Origin of the sequence: Microbacterium terrae, assembly GCF_017831975.1 — a bacterium.
In the GTDB taxonomy this organism is placed as follows: Bacteria; Actinomycetota; Actinomycetes; order Actinomycetales; family Microbacteriaceae; genus Microbacterium; species Microbacterium terrae.
Map to the genome: position 1 here is coordinate 2217741 of NZ_JAFDSS010000001.1, position 25150 is coordinate 2242890.

Annotated in this window: 22 protein-coding genes and 1 riboswitch; of the genes, 12 read left to right on the forward strand and 10 right to left on the reverse strand. The window is 70.9% G+C overall.

Annotation, left to right across the window (positions count from 1 at the left end):
- Positions 1 to 38 precede the first annotated feature (38 nt).
- Positions 39 to 212: riboswitch (FMN riboswitch) on the forward strand.
- A 62-nt stretch (positions 213 to 274) separates the two neighbouring features.
- From ribD to JOD63_RS10250, 6 genes are all read left to right on the forward strand, one after another.
- Positions 275 to 1378, forward strand: a complete 1104-nt coding sequence (gene ribD, locus JOD63_RS10225) for a bifunctional diaminohydroxyphosphoribosylaminopyrimidine deaminase/5-amino-6-(5-phosphoribosylamino)uracil reductase RibD (RefSeq protein WP_045275807.1) — start codon at positions 275 to 277, stop codon at positions 1376 to 1378.
- The gene (locus JOD63_RS10230) at positions 1378 to 2022 is read left to right on the forward strand and encodes a riboflavin synthase (RefSeq protein WP_045275808.1); all 645 of its coding nucleotides are present in this window, start codon (positions 1378 to 1380) and stop codon (positions 2020 to 2022) included. The genes ribD and JOD63_RS10230 overlap by 1 nt, the downstream gene beginning before the upstream one ends.
- Entirely contained in the window at positions 2019 to 3293 is a 1275-nt protein-coding gene (locus JOD63_RS10235) for a bifunctional 3,4-dihydroxy-2-butanone-4-phosphate synthase/GTP cyclohydrolase II (protein ID WP_045275809.1), read from the forward strand. The genes JOD63_RS10230 and JOD63_RS10235 overlap by 4 nt, the downstream gene beginning before the upstream one ends.
- Positions 3290 to 3769 (forward strand): 6,7-dimethyl-8-ribityllumazine synthase, encoded by a 480-nt coding sequence (gene ribH, locus JOD63_RS10240; RefSeq protein ID WP_045275810.1) that lies wholly within the window; start codon positions 3290 to 3292, stop codon positions 3767 to 3769. The genes JOD63_RS10235 and ribH overlap by 4 nt, the downstream gene beginning before the upstream one ends.
- 71 nt (positions 3770 to 3840) lie before the next feature.
- Entirely contained in the window at positions 3841 to 4194 is a 354-nt protein-coding gene (locus JOD63_RS10245) for a hypothetical protein (RefSeq protein WP_045275811.1), read from the forward strand.
- 244 nt (positions 4195 to 4438) lie between these two features.
- On the forward strand, positions 4439 to 5887 hold the full coding sequence (locus JOD63_RS10250) for an MFS transporter (RefSeq protein WP_045275812.1): 1449 nt from the start codon (positions 4439 to 4441) through the stop codon (positions 5885 to 5887).
- 162 nt (positions 5888 to 6049) lie between these two features.
- Here JOD63_RS10250 and JOD63_RS10255 read toward each other — a convergent pair whose 3' ends face one another.
- From JOD63_RS10255 to JOD63_RS10265, 3 genes are read right to left on the reverse strand one after another with little or no spacing between them, the layout of a single operon-like run.
- On the reverse strand, positions 6050 to 6886 hold the full coding sequence (locus JOD63_RS10255) for an ABC transporter permease (protein ID WP_045275813.1): 837 nt from the start codon (positions 6884 to 6886) through the stop codon (positions 6050 to 6052).
- Positions 6883 to 7782 carry an ABC transporter permease gene (locus tag JOD63_RS10260; RefSeq protein WP_084613533.1) on the reverse strand — a complete coding sequence of 300 codons (900 nt, stop codon included), beginning with the start codon at positions 7780 to 7782 and terminating at the stop codon, positions 6883 to 6885. Before JOD63_RS10260 ends, JOD63_RS10255 begins: the two co-directional genes overlap by 4 nt.
- A complete protein-coding gene (locus JOD63_RS10265) occupies positions 7779 to 8720 on the reverse strand; it encodes an ABC transporter ATP-binding protein (RefSeq protein WP_045275814.1) in 942 nt (313 codons plus the stop codon). The genes JOD63_RS10260 and JOD63_RS10265 overlap by 4 nt, the downstream gene beginning before the upstream one ends.
- A 96-nt stretch (positions 8721 to 8816) precedes the next feature.
- Between JOD63_RS10265 and JOD63_RS10270 the strand changes: the two genes are divergently transcribed.
- The 3 genes from JOD63_RS10270 (at position 8817) to JOD63_RS10280 (ending at position 12543) form a co-directional block, all read left to right on the forward strand.
- Positions 8817 to 10199 carry an ion channel protein gene (locus JOD63_RS10270; RefSeq protein ID WP_084613534.1) on the forward strand — a complete coding sequence of 461 codons (1383 nt, stop codon included), beginning with the start codon at positions 8817 to 8819 and terminating at the stop codon, positions 10197 to 10199.
- A gap of 152 nt (positions 10200 to 10351) precedes the next feature.
- Positions 10352 to 10567, forward strand: coding sequence for an AsnC family protein (locus JOD63_RS10275; protein WP_245618000.1), 216 nt, complete (start codon positions 10352 to 10354; stop codon positions 10565 to 10567).
- Positions 10568 to 10593: 26 nt separating this feature from the next.
- Positions 10594 to 12543, forward strand: coding sequence for an ABC transporter ATP-binding protein (locus JOD63_RS10280; protein WP_045275815.1), 1950 nt, complete (start codon positions 10594 to 10596; stop codon positions 12541 to 12543).
- Between the two features lie 96 nt (positions 12544 to 12639).
- Here the strand turns inward: JOD63_RS10280 and JOD63_RS10285 are convergent, their stop codons facing one another.
- Positions 12640 to 14520 (reverse strand): phosphoenolpyruvate carboxykinase (GTP), encoded by a 1881-nt coding sequence (locus JOD63_RS10285; protein ID WP_045275816.1) that lies wholly within the window; start codon positions 14518 to 14520, stop codon positions 12640 to 12642.
- Between the two features lie 122 nt (positions 14521 to 14642).
- Here JOD63_RS10285 and JOD63_RS10290 point away from each other — a divergent pair, with 122 nt between their 5' ends.
- Positions 14643 to 16079: an XRE family transcriptional regulator gene (locus JOD63_RS10290; protein WP_045275817.1), complete on the forward strand. Its 1437-nt coding sequence runs from the start codon at positions 14643 to 14645 to the stop codon at positions 16077 to 16079.
- Positions 16080 to 16252: 173 nt separating this feature from the next.
- Here the strand turns inward: JOD63_RS10290 and JOD63_RS10295 are convergent, their stop codons facing one another.
- Together JOD63_RS10295 and JOD63_RS10300 are read right to left on the reverse strand one after the other, a co-directional pair.
- Complete coding sequence (locus JOD63_RS10295; RefSeq protein WP_045275818.1) at positions 16253 to 17359, reverse strand: winged helix DNA-binding domain-containing protein; 1107 nt, start codon at positions 17357 to 17359, stop codon at positions 16253 to 16255.
- 41 nt (positions 17360 to 17400) lie between these two features.
- Positions 17401 to 17796, reverse strand: coding sequence for a winged helix-turn-helix transcriptional regulator (locus JOD63_RS10300; RefSeq protein WP_045275819.1), 396 nt, complete (start codon positions 17794 to 17796; stop codon positions 17401 to 17403).
- 103 nt (positions 17797 to 17899) lie between these two features.
- On the opposite strand from JOD63_RS10300, the gene JOD63_RS10305 reads away from it, so the two are divergent.
- Positions 17900 to 18268 (forward strand): DoxX family protein, encoded by a 369-nt coding sequence (locus JOD63_RS10305; RefSeq protein WP_045275820.1) that lies wholly within the window; start codon positions 17900 to 17902, stop codon positions 18266 to 18268.
- A gap of 94 nt (positions 18269 to 18362) precedes the next feature.
- Here the strand turns inward: JOD63_RS10305 and JOD63_RS18235 are convergent, their stop codons facing one another.
- The 3 genes from JOD63_RS18235 to JOD63_RS10320 all read right to left on the reverse strand — a co-directional run bounded on the left by JOD63_RS18235 (position 18363) and on the right by JOD63_RS10320 (position 23841).
- Positions 18363 to 20066, reverse strand: coding sequence for a VWA domain-containing protein (locus JOD63_RS18235; protein ID WP_157003996.1), 1704 nt, complete (start codon positions 20064 to 20066; stop codon positions 18363 to 18365).
- Between the two features lie 195 nt (positions 20067 to 20261).
- Positions 20262 to 21782, reverse strand: a complete 1521-nt coding sequence (locus tag JOD63_RS10315) for an NAD-dependent succinate-semialdehyde dehydrogenase (protein ID WP_045275822.1) — start codon at positions 21780 to 21782, stop codon at positions 20262 to 20264.
- Between the two features lie 121 nt (positions 21783 to 21903).
- On the reverse strand, positions 21904 to 23841 hold the full coding sequence (locus JOD63_RS10320; protein WP_045275823.1) for an FAD-dependent monooxygenase: 1938 nt from the start codon (positions 23839 to 23841) through the stop codon (positions 21904 to 21906).
- A gap of 158 nt (positions 23842 to 23999) precedes the next feature.
- On the opposite strand from JOD63_RS10320, the gene JOD63_RS10325 reads away from it, so the two are divergent.
- Complete coding sequence (locus JOD63_RS10325) at positions 24000 to 24704, forward strand: IclR family transcriptional regulator (protein WP_045275824.1); 705 nt, start codon at positions 24000 to 24002, stop codon at positions 24702 to 24704.
- Between the two features lie 18 nt (positions 24705 to 24722).
- On the opposite strand, the gene JOD63_RS10330 is transcribed toward JOD63_RS10325, so the two are convergent.
- Positions 24723 to 25034, reverse strand: coding sequence for a hypothetical protein (locus JOD63_RS10330; protein WP_045275890.1), 312 nt, complete (start codon positions 25032 to 25034; stop codon positions 24723 to 24725).
- Positions 25035 to 25150: the final 116 nt, after the last annotated feature.

Sequence of the window (25150 nt, forward strand, 5' to 3'; positions counted from 1 at the left end):
CCGCTGCACGGGCGTTGATCTAGACTCGAGAGCATCAACACGTGCTCCGGGGTCGGTGAGAATCCGAACCGGCGGTGACAGTCCGCGAGCCGAGGCATCAGCATCCGACAAGGTGCCGCCCCGGCTGATCCGGTGGAATTCCGGTACCGACGGTGATGCGACAGAGGTCCGAGAGGATGCTCGTCGCTAGTCCGGATGGGAGGCAGCACGAGCGGCGCCGACGGCGCCGCTGCTTCCCGTTGTCCTGGAGCCTCGATTCACGAGACGAGCGGACATGACGGTGGACCAGGCCGAGATCGGCGCGATGCGCCGCGCCCTGGAGATCGCCGTCCGCGGCCCGCGCGGTGTGAACCCGCAGGTCGGAGCCGTGCTGCTGAGTCCGGCAGGCGAGGTGCTCGCCGAAGGCTGGCACCACGGCGCCGGCACCCCCCATGCCGAGGTCGACGCCCTCTCGAAGCTCGCCCCCGGGCAGGCCCGGGGCGCGACCGCCGTGGTCACCCTCGAGCCGTGCAACCATCACGGGCGCACCGGTCCGTGCGCCCAGGCGCTCATCGACGCCGGGGTCGCCCGCGTGCTGTACGCGGTCGACGACCCCGGCGCGGCCTCCTCGGGGGGCGCCGAGCGCCTGACCGCAGCCGGCGTCGAGGTCGTCGCCGGAGTGCTCGAGGGCGACGCGCACGCCCTGCTCGAGTCGTGGCTCACCGTGCAGCGCCTCGGACGCCCGCACGTGACGGTCAAGTGGGCGCAGAGTCTCGACGGCCGCGCCGCGGCATCCGACGGCACCAGCCAGTGGATCACCGGCCCGGCCGCACGTGCCGATGTCCATCGCCGCCGTGCCGGCGCTGACGCCATCGTGGTCGGCACCGGCACGCTGCTCGCCGACGACCCCGCGCTCACCGCGCGGCATCCCGACGGCAGCCTCTACGACCACCAGCCGCGCCCCGTCGTGCTCGGCGCCCGCGGCATCCCCGACGACGCCGCGGTGCATCGCCACCCGCTGCCCGTGCTCCACCGCGACGGCGCGAACCTGTTCGGGGAGCACGCCGGAGACGACCGCGCGTCGTCGCTGCTGACGGAGCTGCGCACCCTCGGTGTGCAGCGGGTGTTCATCGAGGGTGGGCCGACCGTCGCGAGCGCGTTCCTGCGCGCGGGCCTCGCCGACGAGCTGCTCACCTATGTCGCCCCGACGCTCATCGGCTCGGGCGCCGACGGCGCCGATCACCCCGCACTGCGCTCGCTCGGGGTGTCGTCGATCACCGGGCAGATCCGCCTGCGCACGGTGTCGGTCGAGCCCCTCGGCGACGACCTGCTGATCATCTCGCAGCCGCGACCCGCAGACGAGCGCGCCGACGACCGCGCAGACGAAGGAGAGAAGTGATGTTCACCGGAATCGTGGAAGAGCTCGGCGAGGTCATCGCCGTCACCGAGTCGGGCGACGGCGTGCGACTGAGCGTGCGCGCACCGCAGGCGGTGTCCGACGCCGGGCACGGCGACTCGATCTCGGTGAGCGGCGTGTGCCTCACGGTCGTCGAGCAGGATGCCGCGGGCTTCACCGCCGACGTGATGGCCCAGACCCTCGCGATGTCGACCCTCGGGACCTTCGCCGCCGGCACCCCGGTCAACATCGAGCGGGCGATGACCGCACACGGACGCCTCGGCGGGCACATCGTGCAGGGGCACATCGACGGCACCGGATCAGTCGTCGAGGTGCGCCCCGGGGCCCAGTGGCGGGTGCTGCGCATCTCGGTCCCCCCGCACCTCGCCCCCCTCGTCGTCGACAAGGGCTCCATCGCCGTCGACGGCGTCTCGCTCACGGTGAGCGCGGTGAGCGACGCCGACGACGCCGCGCCGTGGTTCGAGGTCTCGCTCATCCCCGAGACCCTCGAGGCGACCACCCTGGGTGCGCGCGCCGTGGGCGATCGCGTGAACCTCGAGACCGACATCCTGGCGCGCCACGTGCAGCGCCTGCTGGCTTTCACACCGACGGCGGTCGCCGTCCCGAGCGAAGGAGGCTCGCGATGAGCCTTTCCCCCATCTCCGCCGCGCTCGACGCCCTGCGCGCCGGCCGCCCGGTCATCGTCGCCGACGATGAGAACCGCGAGAACGAGGGCGACGTCATCCTGTCGGCCGAGCTTGCCACCCCCGAGTGGATCGCATGGACCGTCCGCTGGACGAGCGGATTCCTCTGCGCGCCGATGCCCGCCGACTGGGCGGACCGTCTCGACCTCGCCCCCATGGTCGAGACGAACGAGGATGCCCGCGGCACCGCCTACACCGTGAGCGTCGACGCCGCCGAAGGCGTCACCACCGGCATCAGCGCGGCCGACCGCGCCCGCACCCTCAACGTGCTCGCCGACCCGACCTCGACCCCCACCTCGGTGATCCGCCCCGGCCACGTGCTGCCGCTGCGCGCCGTCGACGGCGGAGTGCGCGAGCGCGCCGGACACACCGAGGCCGCCGTCGAGCTGATGCAGCTCGCCGGGCTCGCTCCGGTGGGTGTGATCGGCGAGGTGGTCGCGGAGGACGGCAGCATGATGCGCCTGACCGGTCTGCTCGAGATGGGCGCGGAGTACGACGTGCCGGTGATCACGATCGAGCAGCTCATCGCGCACCTCAACGAGACCGACCCGGTCGAGGTCGGCTCCCACGCACAGCACCGGCGCCGGGTGAGCCTGCGCGCCGAGTCGCATGTGCCCACCTCGCACGGCGAGTTCCGCTTCCTCGCGTACAAGGACCGCGTCACCGGCACCGACCACATCGCGGTCGTCTCGGGCGAGCTCTCCGACGCACCCCTCGTGCGGGTGCACTCGGAGTGCCTCACCGGCGAGGCCTTCGGCTCGCTCAAGTGCGAGTGCGGCCCTCAGCTCGACGCGGCGCTCGACGCGATCGAGCAGGACGGCGGCATCGTCATCTACATGCGCGGCCACGAGGGGCGCGGCATCGGCCTCATCAACAAGCTGCGCGCGTACTCCCTGCAGGAGCGCGGGCTCGACACCGTCGACGCGAACCTCGCCCTGGGCCTCCCCGCCGACGCCCGCGACTACGCGGCTGCCGCGGGCATCCTCAGCGACCTGGGTGTCGAGCGCGTGCGCCTGCTCACCAACAACTCCGACAAGGTCACCCAGCTGCGCGAGCTCGGCCTCGAGATCGTCGAGCAGGTGCCCCTGCTCGTCGGCGTCGGACCCAACAACCACCAGTACCTGGCCACCAAGCGGGATCGCATGGGCCACATCATCGACGACGCGGACTTCGCCGACGCCGTCGCACAGATGCACGAAGGAGCAGAACGTTGAGCGGCAAGGGAGCGCCGATCGTCGGCGGAACGGATGCGTCGGGCCTCGAGATCGTCGTGATCGCGGGCACCTGGCACGAAGTGATCACCGACGGCATGATCGCGGGCGCCGCGCGCGCCCTCGATGAGGCTGGCGCCTCGTGGCGCCTGGTGCGCGTGCCGGGCTCGTTCGAGCTGCCGGTGGTCGCGAAGGCGGCGCTCGAGGCGGGCGCCGACGCGGCGGTCGCGCTCGGCGTCATCATCCGCGGCGGAACGCCGCACTTCGAGTTCGTCTCGTCGGCCGCGACCGACGGCCTCACCCGCGTCGCGCTCGACACCGGCAAGCCGGTCGGGTTCGGCGTGCTGACGCTCGACGACGAGGCGCAGGGCATCGCCCGCGCCGGACTGCCGGGCTCGCAGGAGGACAAGGGCTTCGAGGCGGCGGATGCGGCGATCCGCACCGCGCTCGTGCTGCGCGAGCTGCGTCAGGCGGACTGACCGCCCCGCGCGGCGCCAGGTGAGGTCCGCCTACCTGGCGCGCCCGCGGCGTTCGGCCTAGCGTGGCCCCCATGGAGTTCCTGCGCCACCTCGTCCTGCTCGTCCACCTGACCGGATTCGCGATCCTGTTCGGCGCATGGGTCGTCGAGGCGGTGAACGGCAAGCGCCAGATCACGCGGCTCATGAACTGGGGGCTGGCGATCGCCGGTCTCGCCGGTCTCGCCCTCGCCGCGCCCTGGGGCATCGAGTACGACCTGAACTACGTCAAGATCGGCACGAAGCTCGTCATCCTCGTGGTGATCGGAGCCCTGCTCGGCATCGGCGCCGGCCGCCAGCGCAAGAGCGGCTCGGTGCCGCCCGCGATCTTCTGGTCGATCGGCGTGCTCACCTTCGCCAACGCCGCGATCGCGGTGCTCTGGCGCTGACCCCCACCCCCACCCCCACCTCGAACGCGGATGCCGCGGGGCCACGGCCTCGCGGCATCCGCGTTTCGTCTGCCTCCGCCTCCACCCCCGATACCCCCGGGTACGATGGAATCTTGTGCGCCGGCGACTCCGCCTGCGCCACGGTGACCCAGTGCAGCTTCGCCTGACGCGTCACCCCGCGCCGCGCGGACGCCCACCGCCCATCCCACGAGGATGACCCGCTTCGCGCTCCCCAGGTAACTTCATGGCATCCTCCACCGCCGCGCCCACCGCGGCCCCCGCAAATCCCCGCTCCCGCGTCATCACCGCGAGCCTCATCGGCACCACGATCGAGTTCTACGACTTCTACGTCTACGCGACCGCCGCCGTCCTCGTCTTCCCGATCCTCTTCTTCCCCACCGGCAACGAGACCACGGCGCTCCTGCTGTCGTTCAGCGTCTTCGGCGCGGCGATGGTCGCCCGTCCCATCGGCGCCGTCGTGTTCGGTCACTTCGGCGACCGCTTCGGCCGCAAAGCGACGCTCGTCGGGTCTCTGCTCACCATGGGCGTCGCGACGTTCCTGATCGGATGCCTTCCGACGTTCAACGAGATCGGCGTCTGGGCGGCGGTGCTGCTGCTCATCCTCCGCCTCTTCCAGGGCTTCGCGCTGGGTGGCGAGTGGTCGGGAGCGGCGCTCGTCGCCACCGAGAACGCCCCGAAAGGAAAGCGCGCCTGGTACGGCACGTTCCCGCAGCTCGGTGCGCCGATCGGCTTCATCATCGCGAACACCGTGTTCCTGCTGATCTACTTCGCCCTCCCGCACCCCGAGGGCGCGGGACTGCGCTCCGAGGAGTTCCTCGCGTGGGGGTGGCGCGTGCCGTTCCTCTTCTCGGCGGTCATGGTGATCGTCGGCCTCTGGGTGCGCCTGAAGCTCGTCGAGTCGCAGACGTTCGCGAAGGCCGAGAAGACCGGGGCGATCCGCAGGTTCCCGCTCGGCGAGACGGTGCGCAAGCACTGGTGGCAGCTGATCCTCGGCACGTTCATCATGCTGGCGACCTACGTGCTGTTCTACCTCATGACGAGCTTCACCCTCGCGTACGGCACGAAGGCGACGACCGACGGCGCCCAGGCGGCGGCCGAGGCTGCCGGCACGCCGTTCGACGCCGCGACGTACGTGCCCGGTCTCGGCTTCGGGTACACCGACTTCGTCATCATGCAGATCATCGGCGTGGTGTTCTTCGGGATCTTCACGCTCCTGTCAGGCCCTGTCGCTGACGCGATCGGCCGTCGGCGCCTGCTGCTGTGGATCACCGCCGGCATCGGGGTCTTCGGCCTGCTGTTCGCCGTGTTCCTCACCCCGCAGGTCGATCCCAAGTTCACGGGCGCTCTCGTTCAGGCGTTCCTGATCTTCGGATTCGTGCTCATGGGCTCGACCTTCGGCCCGATGGGGGCGCTCCTGCCCGAGCTGTTCCCCACCAACGTGCGCTACACGGGCTCAGCGGTGTCGTACAACGTCTCGTCGATCCTCGGAGCCGCCCTCGCTCCGATCGTCGCGACCGCGCTGTGGGCCGCGGCGGGCGGATCGCCGTGGCTCGTCGGCGTCTACCTGACCGGAGCGGCCGTCCTCACCTTCCTCGCCCTGTGGCTGTCGAAGGAGACGAAGGACATCGACTTCGACGCCAACATCGGCGAGAGCACGGCAGCCCTGCGCTGATCGCCGCTGCGCGAACGGAGAGCGGATGCCGCGGGCCTCGGGCCGGCGGCATCCGCTCTTCTCGTGGAGGTTTCGCCCGGGTGCCTCTTGCCGGAGCCTCTCCGCCGCGCGCCTCGGCTGATCGTCTCGGCAGATCTCGTCGACGTTCTCGTCGCCGGTCGCTCAGTCCAGGAACAGCGCACGCAGGCGCTTGGCGGTGAAGACCAGACCGACCGCGATCATCGCCACGTAGTAGAGCACGTGCCAGCCCATCGCGGGCGACAGGATGCCCGTGGTGAGCCCGCGCACGAGCTCGACGCCGTGCCACAGCGGGAACGCCATGATGATGTGCTGGATCCACTCGGGGTAGACCGTGATCGGGTACAGCGTGGCCGAGAACAGGAACATCGGCAGCAGCACGAAGTTGATCCAGTCCATCTGCTGGAAGGTCTTCATGTAGCTGGTGACGGCCATGCCGAGGCTCGCGAAGCCGAAGGCGATCAGCAGCACGGCGGGGATCGCGAGGATCGCCGTCCAGGCGAGGTTGAGCCCGAGCAGCTGCATGATGACCATGAACCCGGTCGCGTAGAGGAGCCCGCGCAGCATCGCGTAGAGGATCTCGCCGAGGGCCACGTCGAGCGGGCCGAGCGAGGTGGCCAGCATGCCCTCGTAGAGCTTGCCGTAGTTGAGCTTGAAGAACACGTTCCACGTCGAGTCGTAGATCGCGCCGTTCATCGCCGACGTCGCCAGCAGCGCCGGGGCGATGAACGCGGCGTACGACACCTGCGCACCTCCCGTGGTCTCGACATCGCCGATCAGCGCGCCGAGCCCGATGCCCATCGAGGCGAGGTAGAAGACGGGCTCGAAGAAGCCCGACAGCACGACGGTCCAGCTCGACGAGCGCGCCGACAGCAGGCCGCGCTGCACGACGGACTGCGGGTTGCCCGCCCACAGGGCGCGCACGCCGCCGGCTCGGACGGCGACCGCCCCTTCCGGTCCGTGAGTCTGTCGAAGGGTCATTCGCCGAGCCTCCGTCCGAAGGTGCGCCGGGCGACGAGGTAGGCGCCGACCGAGAGGAGGAGCAGGTAGCCGACGTGCACGACGATCATGATCGGATCGGCTGGCTTGTCGTACGAGGCGATGCGGCCGAGTTCGGTCGCGTGCCACAGCGGCGACACCCAGCCGATCCACTGCAGCCACAGCGGCAGGGTCGCGAGCGGGTAGAACGTGCCCGAGAAGAGGAACATCGGCATGAAGACGAACCGCTGCACGAGGGCGATCTGGCCCTTGTCTTCGGTGATCGATGCGGCGTAGGCCATGTACGGGATGCCGAACGCGAGTCCGGCGAGCACGCCGACCGGGATCATCAGCCAGCCGGTCGCGGGCAGCGGCACGGCGCCGAAGATCCAGAGGAACCCGTAGTACGCGGCGACGACGAACACGATGCGCGCCGCGGCGCCCGCCACCACGCCTCCGGCGATCTGGCCCGGCGACAGCGCCGACGCGCTGAACCCGAAGAAGTACCGACGCCACTTGAAGCCGGCGATGACCGGGTACGAGAACTCCTCGGACGCGACGGAGATCGCCGCGGTCATGAGCAGCGCCGGGGCGACGAACACGAGGTAGGAGACCTCGACGCCGCCCTCGACGATCGGCGCGTCGATGAGGGCCGCGAGACCGACCGCGAGACCGAGGAGGTAGAGGATCGGCTGCCCGAGGGCACCCACGATGATCGTCCACCCGTAGGCGCGCATCGCGCGCACCATGTGCTCGGTGACGTACCAGGTGCCCCAGAGCCGCGGCTTGCGGCCCCACTCCAGGGCCTCGGCACGCAGCTCGTCGAGCGAGGGCTGCACGCGGGTCGCGGTGGCCGCCGGCTCCGGCGGCTCGCCGACGGCGGGAGTCTCGGCACTCATTCGATCAGCGACCTTCCGGTCAGACGCAGGAACACGTCTTCGAGGCTCGAGCGTCGCACGAGGCTCGTGACGGGGGCGAGCCCGCGGTGCACGACCTCTTCGAGGGCGGCCTCGCCGTTGTGCGCGTAGACGAGAACGCGGTCGGGCAGCACGTCGACGCGATCGCCGATGCCGGCGAGCTGCGGAGCGACCTGCTCGTTGCGGTCGGACCCGAATCGCACCTCGAGCACCTCGCGGCTCGAGTGCTCGCGGATGAGCGACGCCGGTGTTCCCTCGGCCATGATGCGACCCTTGTCGACGACGATGAGGCGGTCGCACAGCTGCTCGGCCTCGTCCATGTAGTGCGTGGTGAGCACGAGGGTCGTGCCGCGCTCCTTCAGCCGGAACAGGCGGTCCCACAGCACGTGGCGGGCCTGCGGGTCGAGCCCGGTCGTCGGCTCGTCGAGCAGCAGGATGCGCGGGTCGTTGATGAGGCCGCGGGCGATCGTGAGGCGACGCTTCATGCCGCCCGAGAGCTGATCGACCTTGTTCTTCGCCTTGTCTTCGAGCTGCGCGAATGCCAGGAGCTCGTCGGCCTTCTGACTGCAGACCTTGCCGGGCAGGCCGAAGTAGCGCCCGTAGATGTAGAGGTTCTCGCGCGCGTTGAGCTCGCCGTCGAGGTTGTCCTGCTGCGGCACCACGCCGAGCCGCGAGCGGATCTCGGGGCCGTGGCGATCGGGATCGAGCCCGAGGATCGACAGGTCGCCCCCGGTGCGGGTCGACACCGCGCCGATCATCTTCATGGTCGTGGACTTGCCGGCGCCGTTCGGGCCGAGCAGGCCGAACGACTCCCCGGGGGCCACCTCGAAGGAGAGTCCGTCGACGGCGAGGAAGTCCGCCTTGCCTTTGACCTTGTAGGCCTTGACGAGGTTGTCGGCTGCGATCACTGGTGAGGGCACCGCACCACTGTAATCGGGGTCGCCGACACGGCGGCATCCGCCTCCCCTATCCTGGCGACGGCGGCCCGGATCCCCGGCCGCAGAATCGGGGGCGCCATGAGCGACGACACACACAGCGGCCGGTCGACGCCGGAGGCAGAGGGCCGCGCAGACAGCGTCGCGCCCGCGCCGCCCTCGACCACGCGGAGGCTGCTGCTGCTCGCGGTGCCCGCTCTGCTCGTAGGCATCGGCAGCGCTCTGAGCCTGGTGCTGCTCGACGTGATCGCCGACGGGCTCGATTCGCTGCTCTGGGACGTGATCCCCGACGCCGGCGGATTCGACTCGTACACCGACTGGTGGGTGATCGCGGTGCTCACCCTGGCGGGCTTGGCCACGGGCCTCATCATCCGCTTCGTTCCCGGCCACGCCGGTCCCGATCCCGCGACCGAGTCGTTCTTCCCGCACCCGGAGCGGCTGTCGACGCTGCCCGGGCTCGCGCTCGCGGCCGTCATCACCCTGGCCACGGGCGTGAGCCTCGGCCCCGAGGGCCCGATCATCACGATCAACGTCGCCCTCGCCGCCTGGGTCTTCTCGAAGCTGCTGCCCGCCGTGCCCGTGCCCGTCGTGGTGCTCATGGTCGTCACCGGCACATTCGGGGCGCTGTTCGGCTCCCCCGTCGGCGCGGCGCTGCTCGCCACGACCGTCGCCGCGACCACGGCGTCGAAGGAGCTGCTCTGGGACCGGCTGTTCCTCCCGCTCGCCTCGGCGGCGTCGGGGTCGCTCGTGATGATGCTGATCTCGGGCCATTCGCTCTCGATCACCCTCCCCGCGTACGAGCCCGACGTGCTGCTCGACCTCGGCATCGCGCTGGCCGTGTGCGCGGTGGGCATCGCCGTCGGAGTGGTGGCACTCTGGGCGTTCCCGCACCTGCACCGCATCTTCCACCGGTGGCGCAACCCCATCCTCCCGCTCACCGTCGCCGGACTCCTCCTCGGGGTGCTCGGCGCCATCGGCGGAGAGATCACGATGTTCAAGGGGCTCCAGCAGATGCAGCAGCTCGCCGGCGATGTCGACGATCTGAGCTCGTGGCAGCTCGCCGCGATCGTCGCGATCAAGACCGCCGCCCTCCTCATCGCCGGGGCCGCCGGGTTCCGAGGCGGCCGGGTCTTCCCGACCGTTTTCATCGGGGCGGCGATCGGCATGCTCGTGTACGCGATATTCCCCGGCGTCCCCCTCCCGATCGCCGTCGCCGCCGGCGTGCTCGGCATCTGCCTGGTGGTCGTCCGCGACGGCTGGCTGTCGCTGTTCATCGCGGCGGTGGTCGCGGGCGACCCGACCATCCTGCCCATCCTGTGCATGGTCGTCCTCCCCGGCTGGCTCGTCGTCGCGCGCCTCCGCGAGATGCGCATCACCGTTCCCACCGCCTCCACCGCGACCGCCCCCGTCGTCGCCGCTCCCGACGTCCCCGCTGCCGACCCGAGCGACGGCCGGCCGGCCTGAGCGCGCCGCCCGGCGGGCTCAGGCGAGCGTCGCGCACAGCCTCGTCAACCCAGGTTGACGCCTCGCGACTCGTCAACTACGGTTGACAGCGCGTCAACGCAGGTTGACGCATCCGCGGTCCTGCTGACGCGGCATCCGTCGAAGGGAGATCCGTGAGCGGCGACGACATCCGCACACTCATCGGCAGTGCGCCCGAGCGCGAGCCGATCGCCGAGCTCCACCGCCTCGCGGACGTGCGCCGCGAACTCGCCCGCTCCGAAGAGGTGCAGGTGCGCAAGGCCCGCAACCTGGGCTATTCCTGGCAGGCGATCGCCGCGGCCCTCGGAGTGTCCCGGCAGGCCGTCCACAAGAAGTACGGTCGTAGATGACCCCCCTGAACGAACGAGGTACACCCATGCCCTCCGCCGACATCGACGAAGCCCCCACCGCGACGGCGACGCCCACCCCGCGTGGCCGCGCAGCGCGCCGCGCCAAGAACGACGGCCCACGCGCGACCTTCAGCCAGCTCCTGCCGTTCCTCTTCGAGCACAAGGGCACGCTCACGATCGTCGTGGTGCTCAGCATCCTGAGCGCAGGCGCCTCGCTCGTGCAGCCCCTGCTGGTCGGCCAGGTGATCACCCGCGTGCAGGACAACCTCGACCTCGGCATCCTCATCTGGGCGCTCGTCGGCTTCGTGGTGCTCGCCTCGGTCATCTCGGGCTGGCAGCACTACCTGCTCCAGCGCACCGGCACGGCGGTCGTCTACTCGAGCCGCCGCAAGCTCATCGCCCGCATCCTGCACCTGCCGATCAGCGAATTCGACGCGCGGCGCACGGGCGACCTCGTCTCGCGCGTCGGCAGCGACACCACCCTGCTCTACGCCGCCCTCACGCAGGGGCTCGCGGACTCGATCGGCAACGCGCTGCTGTTCGTCGGCGCCCTCGTCGCGATGGCGATCATCGACCCGCTCCTCCTCGGCATCATCGTGGTCGTGATCGGCGTCTCCGTCGTCGGCGTCACCGTGCTGAGCGGCCGCATCCGCACGGCCTCGACCGAGCAGCAGGAGAAGGTCGGCGAACTCGCCTCGGGCGTCGAGCGCGCGGTGGGCTCGATCCGCACGGTGCGCGCGTCGGGCGCGACAGGGCGCGAGATCGACTCGGTCACCGCGCAGGCCACCGCCGCCTACGGCGTGGGCGTGCGCATCGCCAAGGTCTCGGCGCTCGTGGTGCCGATCGCGGGCATCGCCCTCCAGGTCTCGCTCCTCGTCGTGATCGGCCTCGGCGGCTTCCGGGTGGCCAGCGGCGCCCTCGAGATCGCGAGCCTCGTCACCTTCATCATGTTCCTGTTCATGCTGATCGCGCCCCTCGGGTCGTTCTTCGGCGCGATCACCTCGGTCAATCAGGCGCTCGGCGCGCTCGGCCGCATCCAGGAGGTCTTCGACCTGCCCACCGAGGACGCACGCGACGACGAGATCGCCGCAGGCGTCGCGAGCGGCGGCCGCAGCGCGGACGCACCCGCCATCGAGTTCCGCGACGTGCGGTTCGCGTACCCCGAGAACGTCATCGAGGCGCGCCGCAAGGCCGAGGACGAGGCGCGCGCCGTGCTCGAGAGCGCCCACGTCGGCACGTCTGCCCTGTCGATCGTCGACGCGCAGACGGATGCCGCGGCAGACGCCCCCGCCGACGGCGAGGTGCTGCGCGGGGTGTCGTTCGCCGTGCCCCGCGGCACGCGCGTCGCGCTCGTCGGGCCGTCGGGTGCGGGAAAGAGCACGACGCTCGCGCTCATCGAACGCTTCTACGACCCGACCGGCGGCGCGATCCTCGTCGGCGGCGAGGACGCCCGGGCTCTCGACCGCGACGCGCTGCGCGCGCAGCTCGGCTACGTGGAGCAGGATGCCCCGACCCTCGCCGGCACCATCGGCGACAATCTGCGGCTCGCCTCGCCCGACGCGACCGACGCCGAGTGCGAGCGCGTGCTGCGCGCCGTCAACCTGGGCGAGGTGCTCGACCGCAACCCGCTCGGGCTCGACGCGCCCGTCGGCGAGAGCGGCATCATGCTCTCGGGCGGCGAGCGTCAGCGCCTGGCGATCGCCCGCGCGCTGCTGGCCGCTCCCCCGATCCTGCTCCTCGACGAGTCGACGTCCTCGCTCGACGGCCTCAACGAGCAGCGCATGCGCGAGGCGATCGACGCCGTCGCCGCCGGCCGCACGCTGATCGTCATCGCCCACCGCCTGTCGACCGTGGTCGACAGCGACCTCATCGTGGTGATGGACCACGGCCGCGTGGTCGGCCAGGGGACGCACTCCGAGCTCGTCGCGTCGACGCCGCTGTACCGCGACCTCGCGAAGCACCAGCTGCTGGTCTGAACGCCGACGCGAGGCGCGTCGCGGAGTCGACGCACGGATGCCCCGACCCGGCGCACAGCCCGGGTCGGGGCATCCGCTCCCCTCAGCGAGTGGAGGTCAGGCGCGCTGCAGGCGGTAGCGCAGGGCGGCGAGCTCGGCCCAGAGCGGTGCCGGGACACGCCCGTCGAAGGTGCGGTAGAACTCCTCGGTGAGATCCGCCTCGTGCAGCCACATCTTCGGGTCGATCGCGAACAGCGCGTCGAGGTCGGCCTGGGGCACCTCGATGCCGTCGAGGTCGATGTCTTCGGTGCGGGGCAGGCGTCCGATCGGGCTGTCGACGGCGCCGACCTCACCGTCGATGCGACGGATGATCCAGTCGATCACGCGGGCGTTGTCGCCGAAGCCGGGCCACAGGAACCGGCCGTCGTCTCCCTTGCGGAACCAGTTGACCTGGAAGATGCGCGGCGCCCGGTCGAAGCGCAGCTTCTGACCGACCTTCAGCCAGTGGCCGAAGTAGTCGGCCATGTTGTAGCCGCAGAACGGGAGCATCGCGAACGGGTCGCGACGCAGCTCGCCCACGGTGCCCTCCGCCGCAGCGGTGCGCTCCGACGAGATGTTCGAGCCCATGAAGACGCCGTGGGTCCAGTCCGTCGCCTCGACGACGAGAGGAACGTTGGTGGCACGGCGACCGCCGAAGAGGATCGCGTCGAGCGGCACGCCCTCCGGTGCGTCCCAATCCGGGGCGATCTGCGGGCACTGGGCGGCGGCGACCGTGAAACGCGAGTTCGGATGCGCGGCGGGCCGGCCCGAGGCGGGCGTCCAGGGCTTGCCCTCCCAGTCGATGAGCTCGGCGGGCGCCTCGTCGGTGAGCCCCTCCCACCACACGTCACCGTCGGGGCGCAGCGCCACGTTCGTGAAGATCGTGTTGCCCCACAGGGTCTCGACCGCGGTGACATTGGTGGCCTCGCCCGTGCCGGGCGCGACGCCGAAGAATCCGGCCTCGGGGTTGATCGCCCAGAGGCGTCCGTCTTCACCGGGACGCAGCCACGCGATGTCGTCGCCGAGGGTCTCGACACGCCAGCCCGGGATCGTCGGACGCAGCATCGCGAGGTTGGTCTTGCCGCACGCCGACGGGAACGCGGCTGCGACGTGGTACTGACGGCCGGCCGGGTCGATCACGCGGATGAGCAGCATGTGCTCGGCGAGCCAGCCCTCGTCGCGCCCGATCACCGAGGCGATGCGCAGGGCGAAGCACTTCTTGGCGAGGATCGCGTTTCCGCCGTATCCCGAGCCGTACGACCACACCTCGAGGGTGTCGGGGAAGTGAACGATGTACTTCTCGTCGTTGCACGGCCACGCGGCATCCGTCTCGCCCGGCTGCAGCGGCGCGCCCACCGAGTGCACCGTCTTCACCCACGGCGCACCGCCGGCGATCTCGCGCAGCACCGCGGTGCCGACGCGCGTCATGATCCCGATCGAGGTGACCGCGTACGCGCTGTCGGTGACCTGCACGCCGATGTGCGAGAGCGGGCCGCCGACGGCGCCCATCGAGAAGGGCACGACGTACATCGTGCGCCCGCGCATCGAGCCCTCGAACAGCGGCGTGATCGTGGCGCGGATCTCGTCGGGCGCCGCCCAGTTGTTGGTGGGTCCGGCGTCTTCCTCACGCTCCGACGCGATGAAGGTGCGTCCTTCGGTGCGGGCGACGTCGCTCGGGTGCGACCGTGCGAGGTACGAGCCCGGACGCCACTCGGGGTTGAGCTTGATGAGCTTCCCCTCGTCGACCATGCCGCGCAGCAGCGCCTCGTTCTCGGAGCGCGACCCGTCGACCCAGTGCACGCGGTCGGGCTGGGTGAGTGCCGCGATCTCGTCGACCCAGGCGGTGAGAGCGGCCATGCCCTCACCCTGGATCGCCGGCAGCGTTCCGTACGCGCTCGCGACGGTGGTGCGGGCTGCGCCGGAGTCGGCGGGGCGGGTGAAGATGTCGGCAAGGGCCATGGTGTCGCTCCTCTGCGTTCACGGATGATGCGGGTGGTCTTGTTCCACCATGCGACGCGGATGCTGTCTCTTTCAGTGAAATCTGGTCGTAAGACTTGCGATTCTTTCGCTAGCATCAAGGAATGCCCCCCACCGCGCTCGAGCTGTCCACCCTCGGCCATCGCATCCGTCATCAGCGGATCTCGCACGGGTTCACCCTCGACGAGCTCGGCGAGCGCGTCGGCGTCGCGGGCAGCCAGCTGAGCCTGATCGAGAACGGCAAGCGCGAGCCGAAGCTGTCGCTCCTGCAGGCGATCGCGACAGCCACCGGGGTCGACGTCGCCGACCTGCTCTCGAACGAGCCGCCCAACCGGCGCGCCGCGCTCGAGATCGAGCTCGAGCGGGCGCAGTCGAGCTCGGTGTTCAAGCAGCTCGGCATCCCTCCCGTGAAGGTCACCAAGGGCATGACCGACGACACGATCGAGTCGCTCCTCGGGCTCCACCGCGAACTGCAGCGCCGCGAGCGCGAGGCTATCGCGACGCCGGAGGAGGCCCGGCGCGCGAACACCGAGCTGCGTCTGAAGATGCGCGCCCTCGACAACTACCTGCCCGACATCGAGAGGCTCGCCGAGAAGCAGCTGAAGTCCGCCGGCCATGTGTCGGGCGCCCTCACGCACCGCACGGTGAGCATCATGGCCGAGAAGCTCGGCTTCGAGCTGATCTACGTCAACGACCTGCCGCACTCGGCACGCTCGGTCACCGACCTCGAGAACGGGCGCATCTACCTGCCGCCCGCGTCGATCCCCGGCGGTCACGGCCTGCGTTCGATGGCGCTGCAGGCGATGGCGCACCGCCTGCTCGGCCACAAGCGGCCGACCGACTACGCCGACTTCCTCCAGCAGCGCCTCGAGATCAACTACTACGCCGCGGCATGCCTCATGCCCGAGACCGCGTCGGTCGCCTTCCTCGCCCAGGCGAAGAAGGATCGCAACCTCGCCGTCGAGGACTTCCGCGATGCATTCGGCACCACGCACGAGTCGGCGGGCATGCGTCTGACCAACCTCGCGACGCAGCACCTCGGCATCCCGCTGCACTTCCTCCGCGTCGACGGCGCGGGGGCGATCACCCGCGTGTACGAGAACGACGACCTGCCGCTGCCGATGGATGTGACGGGCGCCGTCGACGGGCAGATCGCCTGCCGCCGCTTCTCGGCGCGCGCGGCGTTCTCGGAGCAGAACCGCACCACCGAGCACTACCAGTACACCGACACCCCCGCGGGCACGTTCTGGTGCTCGACGCAGACGGGCAGCACATCCGACGGCGAGTTCTCGATCACGGTGGGCGTGCCGTTCGACGACGCGCGCTGGTTCCGGGGGCGTGAGACCCAGAAGCGCGCGACCTCGACGTGCCCCGACGAGTCGTGCTGCCGCCGCGCCCCGGGCGAAGCCGCCGCGCGCTGGTCGGGCAAGGCGTGGCCGAGCGCGCGCGTGCACATGCAGATGTTCTCGCCGCTCCCCCGTGGCGCGTTCCCCGGCATCGACGACAACGAGGTCTACACCTTCCTCGACCGCCACGCCTGAGCGTTGTCGCATCCGCGCCCTGCGGCGAAGAGGCCTCGAGCACCGCTCAGTTCGTCTCCGTCGAATCGACGCCGAGCAGGCATCGAACCTCGATGTGACGGAGCCGAACTGCGGCTCGCGGGCACCCTCGCGGGAGCGCGAGGCACGCGCCCGCGAGGGGAAGCCGCGACGCGTCAGCCGGTGATGAACGTGCGATAACGGTCGAGCGCCGCGGCCACGTCGGCATCGGATGCCGCCCCCGGGGCGAAGAGCTCCGGCACCGGATCGTCGGCGTGACGGCCGACGGCGACGGAGTGCGTCCACACGCCGACGACCTGCCCGCGCGCGACGAGGATCGGCCGGACGATGCCGTTCATGCTGGGTCCGACCGCCGCGAGGAACTCCGGCGCGCACGGCACGGTGCGATCGGCGTACGAGAGGTAGTACTCCTCGAACGGCGGGAGCGCGACGACGCTCGGCGTCGCGGAGCGCCGCGGCGCGGCATCCGTCGTCACGTACTGCGGCTCGGGCTGGTCGTCGACGATGACGAGGCGATCGGATGCCGCCGCCGCGGCTGAGCGCGCGACGCCGAGCGGGAGTCCCGACCACCACGCGAAGTCACGCGCACCGACCGGGCCGTGCGACGCCGTGAAGCGCACGAAGAACTCGGCGAGCGGATCCGCCGGAGCGCGATGCTCGCCGATCCAGTCGTCGACGAGCACGAAGTACTGCTCGCGCGACGGTCCGGCCTCACGCGGCACGACCGGTCCCTGACACAGCACGAGCCGCATCGAGAGGCGGGTGAGCAGGTGGTAGCCGCGCTGCTTCGCCGTCGAGACGCCTGCGGCCTCCCACACGGCGAACAGCTCCGCGCGGGTGAGCCGCCCGCCTCCGGCCAGGGCTGACCGCGCCGCGACCTCCGCCAGTGCCGCCTCGGCGTCGTCGATGCCCTCGCGGCGATGCACGGCGGCTGCGCCCCGGATCTGGCGTTCGCCGGTGAGCGAGAGCACCCAGCCGAGGTCTTCGGGCGGGATGACGTGGATCGTGCCGCGCATGGTCCACGACCGCACCAGTTCGCCGCGGTCGAGCGCAGCGTCGACGTCGCTCAGTCGGGGCGTGCCGCGGGTGCGCGCGGCCAGCGCCCAGCGGCCGCCCCAGAACTCCTGACCCTGCGTGGCGAGCATGTGGCGGCCCGCCTCGGCGATCGTCGCCGCGGGCGCGCTCAGCCGATGGGAGCGAAGACGCCGCTCGATCGTCGCCGAGCGTGAGCCTGCTGCATCCCGAGGCGACGTGGCGACCATGCGCCCATCCTGCACGGCTGCGGCGACATCGGCCACCGCGCTCAGCGCGCGTCGTACTCGGCGCGTGCGGCCTCGATGCGGGCCCGGTTCTCGATCGCCCAGTCGCCGAGCGCGATCGACAGCTGCAGCAGCGTGCCGCCGAGGTCGGTGAGCTCGTACTCGACGCGCGGGGGAACCTCGGCGTGCACGGTGCGCGAGACGAGTCCGTCGCGCTCCAGCTGGCGGAGCGTGAGGGTCAGCATCCGCTGCGAGATGCCCGGGATGTGGCGCTGCAGTTCACTGAAGCGCAGCCGTCCGCCCCGCAGCGTCGCGACGACGAGCAGGGTCCACTTGTCGCCGACGCGCGCGAGCACGTCGCGCACCGCACGGCCGTCGCCGACCGCCGAGCACGACCCTTCATACGCCGTGATCGGGGCGGGGCTCTCAGCTGTCGTCATCGCGTGTCACCTGCTTACCTCCGTGTGCCTTTTGCACGCCTCGCGCACATGTGGTGAGGTTAGTCACTGATCGTAACAGACCCCCCTCTTCGTACGGAGAAACATGCTCATCGCCCTCTGGATCCTCAACGGACTGCTCGCCCTCGCCTTCATCGCCGCCGGCACCATGAAGGCCCTGCGTCCCAAGCCCGCCCTCGTGGCGAGCGGCATGGGCTGGGCCGACGACTTCTCCGACCCGTCGGTCAAGCTCATCGGCGTCTCCGAGATCGTCGGCGGCGTCGGCCTCATCCTGCCGCTGCTCACCGGCATCGCCCCGGTCCTGACGCCGATCGCAGCCACCGCCCTCACCGTCGTGATGGTCGGTGCCGTCGTGGTGCACGTGCGCCGCAAGGAGTCGGCGACGCCCTCGATCGTGCTCGGCGTGCTGTCGGCCGTGAGCGCGGTGCTCGGCTTCATCGTCGTCGCCGGCTGATACGCCGCGCCCCGGCCGCTCTCGGTGACGGGACCGTCTCCGCAGCGGGAGGACGCCTCATCACGAAGCGTCGTCCCGCTGCGGCACCCGGCCGCTACCCGCAGAACGGGCGGCAGCCGCGCTGGGTGACCGCGTCGATCAGCACCGTGCCGATGTCGGTGGGCTGGAGCGCCTGATACGCCGCGCCGTCGGTGGCGGCGGCGATCTGCTCCAGAGCATCCTGGTCGGTGTCGGGCCCGTAGCCGATCGCGATCACCGCGACGGGCTGGGCGGGATCCCGCAGCTTCTCGAGCTCCACGATCAGCCCCGGCAGATCGAGGCCGGCGTCGTCCTCGTTGTAGCCGTCGGTGTTGAGGAGCACCAGGTTCACCTCGCCGGGCACGTAGGTGTCGCGCATGTAGCTCACCGCGGCGAGCACGCTGTCGTACAGCCCGGTGCCGCCGCCGACGTAACTGTCGAGTCCGTTCGCCGTGTCGATCGTGGCCTGCTTGTGCGCCGGATCGCTCAACGGTCCGAACGGCACGACCTCCTGCCAGTCCTGCCCGCCGATCCGGCGGCTGGAGAACACCCACGTCGCCAGCGACGAGTCGGCCGACAACGAGTTGACGGCGCGCACTGCGGCCTGCTCGAACAGGTCGATGCGCCGGAGGTCCGCAGTGGCGGGCTGGAGCATCGACCCCGAGACGTCGTTGAGCGAGAGCATCCGCGACGGCGCGGTGAGCACCTGCCAGGTGCGCAGCGCCTCGGCCTGGTTCGCGCCGTCGGCGGGGTCGGACGCCCCGCCTGCAGCCCCAGCCTCGGGCGTCGCCGAGGGCGGCGCGCCACCTGCCGGATCGCGCAGCCCGTACTCGTCGAGCAGGTCGCCGGCACCGACTGCCGCCGTCAGGAGCGCCTGCGCCGCGTCGAGCGTGCCACCCGACGCGTCCGCGAGCGTCACGAGCGGCACCGTCACGACGGGCTTCACATCGGCGGGGTAGACCGGCACGAGCGGGGTCGCCGCGTCCTCGTAGTCGGCCACGGCCTGCTCGGTCGTCACGGCGATGGTGGGCTCGGTCGCCGCTGCAGCCGCGGCGAGGGCGTCGTCGACCGTCGGGACGACTCCGGCCTCGAGGCCGAGCACCAGGGCGGTGAACGTGCGTGCGTCTCCCTCGACGGCGGTCTGCAGGGCGAGGAGTGCGGCCGAGCTCGCCGCGACCGACTCGGGGTCGGGCACCACGGCGGCGACCGAGCGTCCGGTCAGGCTGCCGAAGCCGGCATCCTCGCTCGCCAGCGCGGTCGCGGTCGGCTCGGCAGCCGCGAAGACCACCGGGGTGCTGGCGACTGCGCCGCTCACCACGAGGTCGGCGGCGTCGACGCCGGTGCGCTCCTCCGTGCCGGTCACCCGCGCGGGCCACATCGAGGAATCGGGCACCCAGATGTCGAAGTCGGGCTCAGCCCCCTCCGAAAGCGCCGCGGCGGTCACCGCGCTGTCCTCGGCGCGGATCGTCACCGCGGGACAGTCCGCTCCCCCGATGTCGGCCACCATCGCGCCGAGCGCATCGGCGACCGCCGGATCGGCCGTGACGCGAAGGTCGGCGGGCAGGCAGTCCGAGGCGGCGGCCGCCGGCTCGCGCCCGGGGTCGGACGCGCCGGAGGCGCCGCGCACGACGACGACGCCCACCGTGACGATGAGCGCCACCGCGAGCGCGGCGACGAGCACCAGGAGGACGACGGATCGCTTGCGTCGCTGGGCGGCGCGCACCGCGGCGCGCGAAGGGGACTCGCTCGTTGCGGGCGTGTTCGACGGTACTCGAGCCACGGGCACTCCGTTTCGGCGGGCGGGGTCCGCTGACGGGATACGACGGCGCAGTCGAGGAGTACGTCATCGTACGGTGGGGGGATACTGCGGTCGAGTGTAGGCGACAGGGCGCAGGAGCCGAAACTGCACGGCGACCGCACCAGGTCTCGTCAGCCCGCGATCCGCCCCCGCACCCCGTCGAACGGTGCCCGCGACTCAGAACGGGTTCGGCGTGAGCGTGTACTTCGTCTGCAGGTACTCGTGGATGCCTTCGGCTCCGCCCTCGCGGCCGAGACCCGACATCTTCCAGCCGCCGAACGGGGCCGCCGCGTTCGAGACGACGCCCATGTTGAGGCCCATCATCCCGGTCTCGAGCCGCTCGATCATGCGCTGGCCGCGGGCGAGGCTCTCGGTGAACACGTACGAGACGAGCCCGTACTCGGTGTCGTTGGCGAGGGCCACCGCCTCGTCCTCGGTGTCGAACGGGACGATGGCGAGCACCGGCCCGAAGATCTCCTCGCGGAGGATGTCGGAGCCGGCCTGCACGTCGGTCACGACGGTCGGCTGGTAGAAGGTTCCGGGGCCGTCGAGGGCCTCGCCGCCGGTCTGCACCTGCGCGCCGCGGGCGACGGCGTCGGCCACGAGCGCCGCGGCCTTCGCGACCGCACGGTCGTCGATGAGGGGTCCGATCGCGACGCCGTCCTCGGTGCCACGGCCGATCTTGAGCGCATCGACGCGCTCGGTGACGCGGCGCGCGAATTCGCCTGCGACCGAACGGTGCACGATGAAGCGGTTCGCGGCGGTGCACGCCTGGCCGATGTTGCGGAACTTCGCCGCCATCGCGCCGTCGACCGCCTTGTCGAGGTCGGCGTCGTCGAACACGACGAACGGCGCGTTGCCGCCGAGCTCCATCGACGTGCGCAGCACGCCCTGCGCAGCCTGCTCGAGCAGGCGCTGCCCGACCTGGGTCGACCCGGTGAACGACAGCTTGCGCAGTCTCGGATCACGGATGATCGGCTCCGATACCGCACCCGACGTCGACGTCGTGAAGACGTTGACGACGCCCTTCGGCAGCCCCGCGTCTTCGAGCAGCTTCGCGAACGCGAGCGTCGTGAGCGGGGTGAGCTCGGCCGGCTTGATGACCACGGTGCAGCCTGCTGCGAGCGCGGGGGCGATCTTGCGCGTCGCCATGGCGAGCGGGAAGTTCCACGGTGTGATGAGGAAGCAGGGACCGACCGGATGCTGCGACACGATCATGCGCCCGGTGCCCTCGGGGTTGTCGCCGTAGCGACCCTGGATGCGGGCGGTCTCCTCGCTGAACCACCGCAGGAACTCGCCGCCGTACGCGACCTCGCCACGGGCCTCGGCGAGCGGCTTGCCCATCTCGACCGTCATCAGCAGCGCGAAGTCCTCCTTGCGCTCCTGCAGCAGGTCGAACGCACGGCGCAGGATCTCGGCGCGCTCGCGCGCGGGGGTCGCCGCCCACGACGGGAACGCCTCCACCGCGGCATCCAGCGCCGCGATGCCGTCGGCGGGCGAGGCATCCGCGATCTCCTTCACGACCTGGCCGTTCGACGGGTCGTACACCTTCAGGGTCTTCCCCGCGGATGCCGCGCGCCATTCGCCGCCGATGAACAGGGCGTCGGGAACGGATGCCAGCAGCTCGCTCTCGCGGCTGACGGTCGGTGTGGTCACGGTCACGGGGACTCCCTCGTCGGTCGACGGATGCCGCGGCATCCGTGCTCTCGGTGGTTCATCGGCAATTCTGCCCGCCGATCCACGGCGGTCGTTCTATACATCGAGTACATCGCGTGGCGCGTTCGCTCCGTCGCGGCGAAGTTCGCTCGGACCCCCGCGATCACCCGGCGGGGACGGGATGCCGGTCCGCGAAGGAGCCGGCCAGGAAGTCCGCGAGCGCGTCGGCGTCGGCGAGCGGGAAGATGCCCGCCACGTACTGGTCGGGCCGCACCACGACCGCAACTCCGTCGCGCGAGAGCCCGCGCTCCTCGAACGCATCCGCGGATCGCCACGCGTCGGGGGCTGCCGCGTACACCTTCTCCCAGTCGGTCAGTGCGAGCGGGCCCGTCTTCGGGAGGAACACCGCGGGCACCCGGGTGAGGTCGACGTCTTCGAAGCGCTGCTGGTAGATCGCCTTCACGTCGAACACGGCGTCGACGTCGGCGCCGGCCGGCGTGTGGCGCGTCAGCGGGGAGTCCGGTGACGCGAGCCACTCCGCCCAGTCGGCGAGTGCCGACTCCTCCCCCGCCGCCGGCGCATCCGCGAAGGCGTAGATCCGCCAGCGTCCGTCGGCTCGGGCGTGGTGACCCAGGTGCACGACGTTGCCGTCGGAGACGCGGGTGACCTCGACGGAGTGGAATCGCTTGCCGACCGGGAAGCCGTCGGCGAGCCCGGCGGGTGCGGCATCCGTCACGATCGCCGACCGCCCGTACTGCGTCATGAACCCCGACGGGAACTCGGCGGTTCCGAGATAGAAGGTGGCGAGCTCCTGCGGGTCGGAGATCTCCTCGGGCTTGCGGGCCATCAGCGCCGACCACTCGCGATCGAAGTCGATGAGCTGCTGGGCGACCGGCTGCCGCTCTGCCGAGTAGGTCTCGAGGAGCGACACCGGACTCACTCCGGTGAGCACCTGCCCGAGCTTCCAGCCGAGGTTGAACCCGTCCTGCATCGACACGTTCATCCCCTGCCCGGCCTTGGCGCTGTGGGTGTGGCAGGCATCGCCGGTGAGGAACACGCGCGGTGCGCGGCCGTCGCCGCCGTCGTCGAAGCGGTCGGTCACGCGGTGCCCCACCTCGTAGACGCTGCTCCACGCCACCTGCTTCACGTCGAGGGCGTACGGATGCAGGATCTCGTTGGCCCGCCGGATGACCTCCTCCACGGGCGTCAGCCGCACGCGATGGTCATCGTCGGCCGCCACCTCGCCGAGGTCGACGTAGACGCGGCAGAGGTACCCGCCTTCGCGCGGGATGAGGAGGATGTTGCCGGCCGCCGCGTTGATCGCGCACTTGGTGCGCCAGTCGGGGAAGTCGGTGTTGACCAGCACATCCATCACGCCCCACGCGTGCGCGGCAAACGCTCCGACGTGCTTGCGACCGATCGCCTCGCGCACCCCGCTGCGTGCGCCGTCGCAGCCGACGACGTACTTCGCCCGCACGACCCGTTCCCTGCCCCCGGTCCCCGAGCCCGCCATCCCTGTTCCCGAGCCCGTCGAGGAGCCCCCGGCCTGCCGCAGGCGCACGTCGACCGGGAACTCGCCGTCGTCGTGCACCGTGAGCCCCAGGAACTCGACCCCGTAGTCGGGAGCGATGCGGGCGGGCCCGTTCGCCGCCGCCTCGGCGAAGTAGTCGAGCACTCGGGCCTGGTTGACGATGAGATGCGGGAACTCGCTGATCTTGAAGGCGTAGTCCTCGGTGCGCGCGGTGCGGACGATCTCGCCCGGATTCTCGGGATCGGGGCCCCAGAAGTTCATGTACGCGATGTTGTACGCCTCGGCGACGATGCGCTCGGCGAATCCGAACGCCTGGAACGTCTCGACGCTGCGCGGCTGGATGCCGTCCGCCTGCCCGAGCACCAGTCGCCCGTCGCGCTTCTCGATGATGCGCGTCGTGACGTCGGGGTACTGCGAGAGCTGGGCGGCGAGCAGCATGCCGGCGGGCCCGGAGCCGACGATGAGCACATCGACCTCATCGGGCAGATCGGCCGGGCGATCGATGCCCGTGCCCGCGGCGGGGGCGACGAGCGGGTTGCCCGACACGTATCCGTGATGGTGGAACTGCATGGTTCTCCTCCTCGGCTGCGCTGCGACGACGATGTCGAGGACTCGCTGCGACGATGCTTGCGGCCGATTCGGGCATGTTCTATATTCGAACACACCGTTCTACTATTGAACAGATCGTATACGAACTGGCCGCAAGGCGGAACCCCGGAGGCACTTTCGTGACCGATCGCCCCACACCCGCGTCGCAGACGCTGAGCCGTGGAATCCGCATCCTCGAGATCCTCGCCGACGCCCGCGCGCCCCTCACGATCGACGAGATCGGGCGCCGCCTCGAGGTGCACCGGTCGGTCGCCTACCGGCTGCTGCGCACCCTCGAAGACCACGGGCTCGTCGAGCGCGACGCCGCCGGTCTCGTCGAGCTCGGCCCTCGCATGGCCGCCCTCGCCGCCGGAGTCGCGCACGACCTGCAGGCCGAGGCGCTGCCCGAGCTCACGTCGGTGGCGAATGAGCTCGGCATGACGTGCTTCCTCGTGGTGGCCGACCACGACGAATGCGTCACCCTGTCTTCGGTCGAACCGCGCCACGCCGTCAACGCCGTGGCGCAGCGGCCGGGCACGCGGCATCCGGTCACGAGAGGAGCGCCGGGCAAGGCGATCCTGTCCCTCCTGCCCGAGCGCGCGTGGCCCGCCGACGTCGCGTCGTCGCTGCGGACGGAGGTGACGGATGCCGCCTCGCGCGGCTTCGCGACGAGCCATGACGAGGTCATCCCGACGCTGCGATCCGTCGCCGTGCCGGTGCAGGTGCGCGGGCGTGGACCTGCCGCGATCGCGGTGGTGTTCGTCGCGAGCGCGCACGACGACGCCGCGATCGCGGCGCGACTCACCCGGTCCGCCGACGCGATCCGCGACGCGCTCGGAGGCTGAACCGCGTCGCGGACGCTCTCACTCGGCGGTCGGGAACTCCGTGCCCACGAAGCGGATGTTGTAGTCGGCGACCCGCTGCGGTACACCCGCGAAGGCCTCGGCGCGAGCATCCGACGCCATGTACGTCTTCTCGAGGGCGACGAACGCCTCCTCGTCGCCTTCGGCGCTCACCGCCCAGACGAACTCGTTCGTCTCGGGGAGCCCGTAGGCGAACTCGATCGTGAACCCGGCGGCGGGGCGCACGCGCGGCATGCAGCCCTCCCACCATGCGACGAACGCGTCGTATTCCCCGTCGACGAGCGTGTATCGGCGCAGCTGGATCGTCTTCATGCGTTCCATCTTGGCGGAACACCTATACTCGTGACGTCCGGCGGCATCGACGCCCGCCGGTGCTCGAAAAAAGGGCACGCAGCGCGCCAGCGCGAGACACATACGGCCTCAGCATC

Excerpts from the sequence above, each read along its gene's own strand:
- JOD63_RS10280 (WP_045275815.1), top strand. The coding sequence starts at position 10,594 with ATGCCCTCCGCCGACATCGACGAAGCCCCCACCGCGACGGCGACGCCC.
- JOD63_RS10230 (WP_045275808.1), top strand. The coding sequence starts at position 1,378 with ATGTTCACCGGAATCGTGGAAGAGCTCGGCGAGGTCATCGCCGTCACC.
- JOD63_RS10330 (WP_045275890.1), bottom strand. The coding sequence starts at position 25,034 with ATGAAGACGATCCAGCTGCGCCGATACACGCTCGTCGACGGGGAATAC.
- JOD63_RS10245 (WP_045275811.1), top strand. The coding sequence starts at position 3,841 with ATGGAGTTCCTGCGCCACCTCGTCCTGCTCGTCCACCTGACCGGATTC.
- JOD63_RS10250 (WP_045275812.1), top strand. The coding sequence starts at position 4,439 with ATGGCATCCTCCACCGCCGCGCCCACCGCGGCCCCCGCAAATCCCCGC.
- JOD63_RS10235 (WP_045275809.1), top strand. The coding sequence starts at position 2,019 with ATGAGCCTTTCCCCCATCTCCGCCGCGCTCGACGCCCTGCGCGCCGGC.
- JOD63_RS10300 (WP_045275819.1), bottom strand. The coding sequence starts at position 17,796 with ATGACGACAGCTGAGAGCCCCGCCCCGATCACGGCGTATGAAGGGTCG.
- JOD63_RS10255 (WP_045275813.1), bottom strand. The coding sequence starts at position 6,886 with ATGACCCTTCGACAGACTCACGGACCGGAAGGGGCGGTCGCCGTCCGA.
- JOD63_RS10260 (WP_084613533.1), bottom strand. The coding sequence starts at position 7,782 with ATGAGTGCCGAGACTCCCGCCGTCGGCGAGCCGCCGGAGCCGGCGGCC.
- JOD63_RS10270 (WP_084613534.1), top strand. The coding sequence starts at position 8,817 with ATGAGCGACGACACACACAGCGGCCGGTCGACGCCGGAGGCAGAGGGC.
- JOD63_RS10305 (WP_045275820.1), top strand. The coding sequence starts at position 17,900 with ATGCTCATCGCCCTCTGGATCCTCAACGGACTGCTCGCCCTCGCCTTC.
- JOD63_RS10295 (WP_045275818.1), bottom strand. The coding sequence starts at position 17,359 with ATGGTCGCCACGTCGCCTCGGGATGCAGCAGGCTCACGCTCGGCGACG.
- ribD (WP_045275807.1), top strand. The coding sequence starts at position 275 with ATGACGGTGGACCAGGCCGAGATCGGCGCGATGCGCCGCGCCCTGGAG.
- JOD63_RS10315 (WP_045275822.1), bottom strand. The coding sequence starts at position 21,782 with ATGCCGCGGCATCCGTCGACCGACGAGGGAGTCCCCGTGACCGTGACC.
- JOD63_RS10320 (WP_045275823.1), bottom strand. The coding sequence starts at position 23,841 with ATGCAGTTCCACCATCACGGATACGTGTCGGGCAACCCGCTCGTCGCC.
- JOD63_RS10290 (WP_045275817.1), top strand. The coding sequence starts at position 14,643 with ATGCCCCCCACCGCGCTCGAGCTGTCCACCCTCGGCCATCGCATCCGT.
- JOD63_RS10285 (WP_045275816.1), bottom strand. The coding sequence starts at position 14,520 with ATGGCCCTTGCCGACATCTTCACCCGCCCCGCCGACTCCGGCGCAGCC.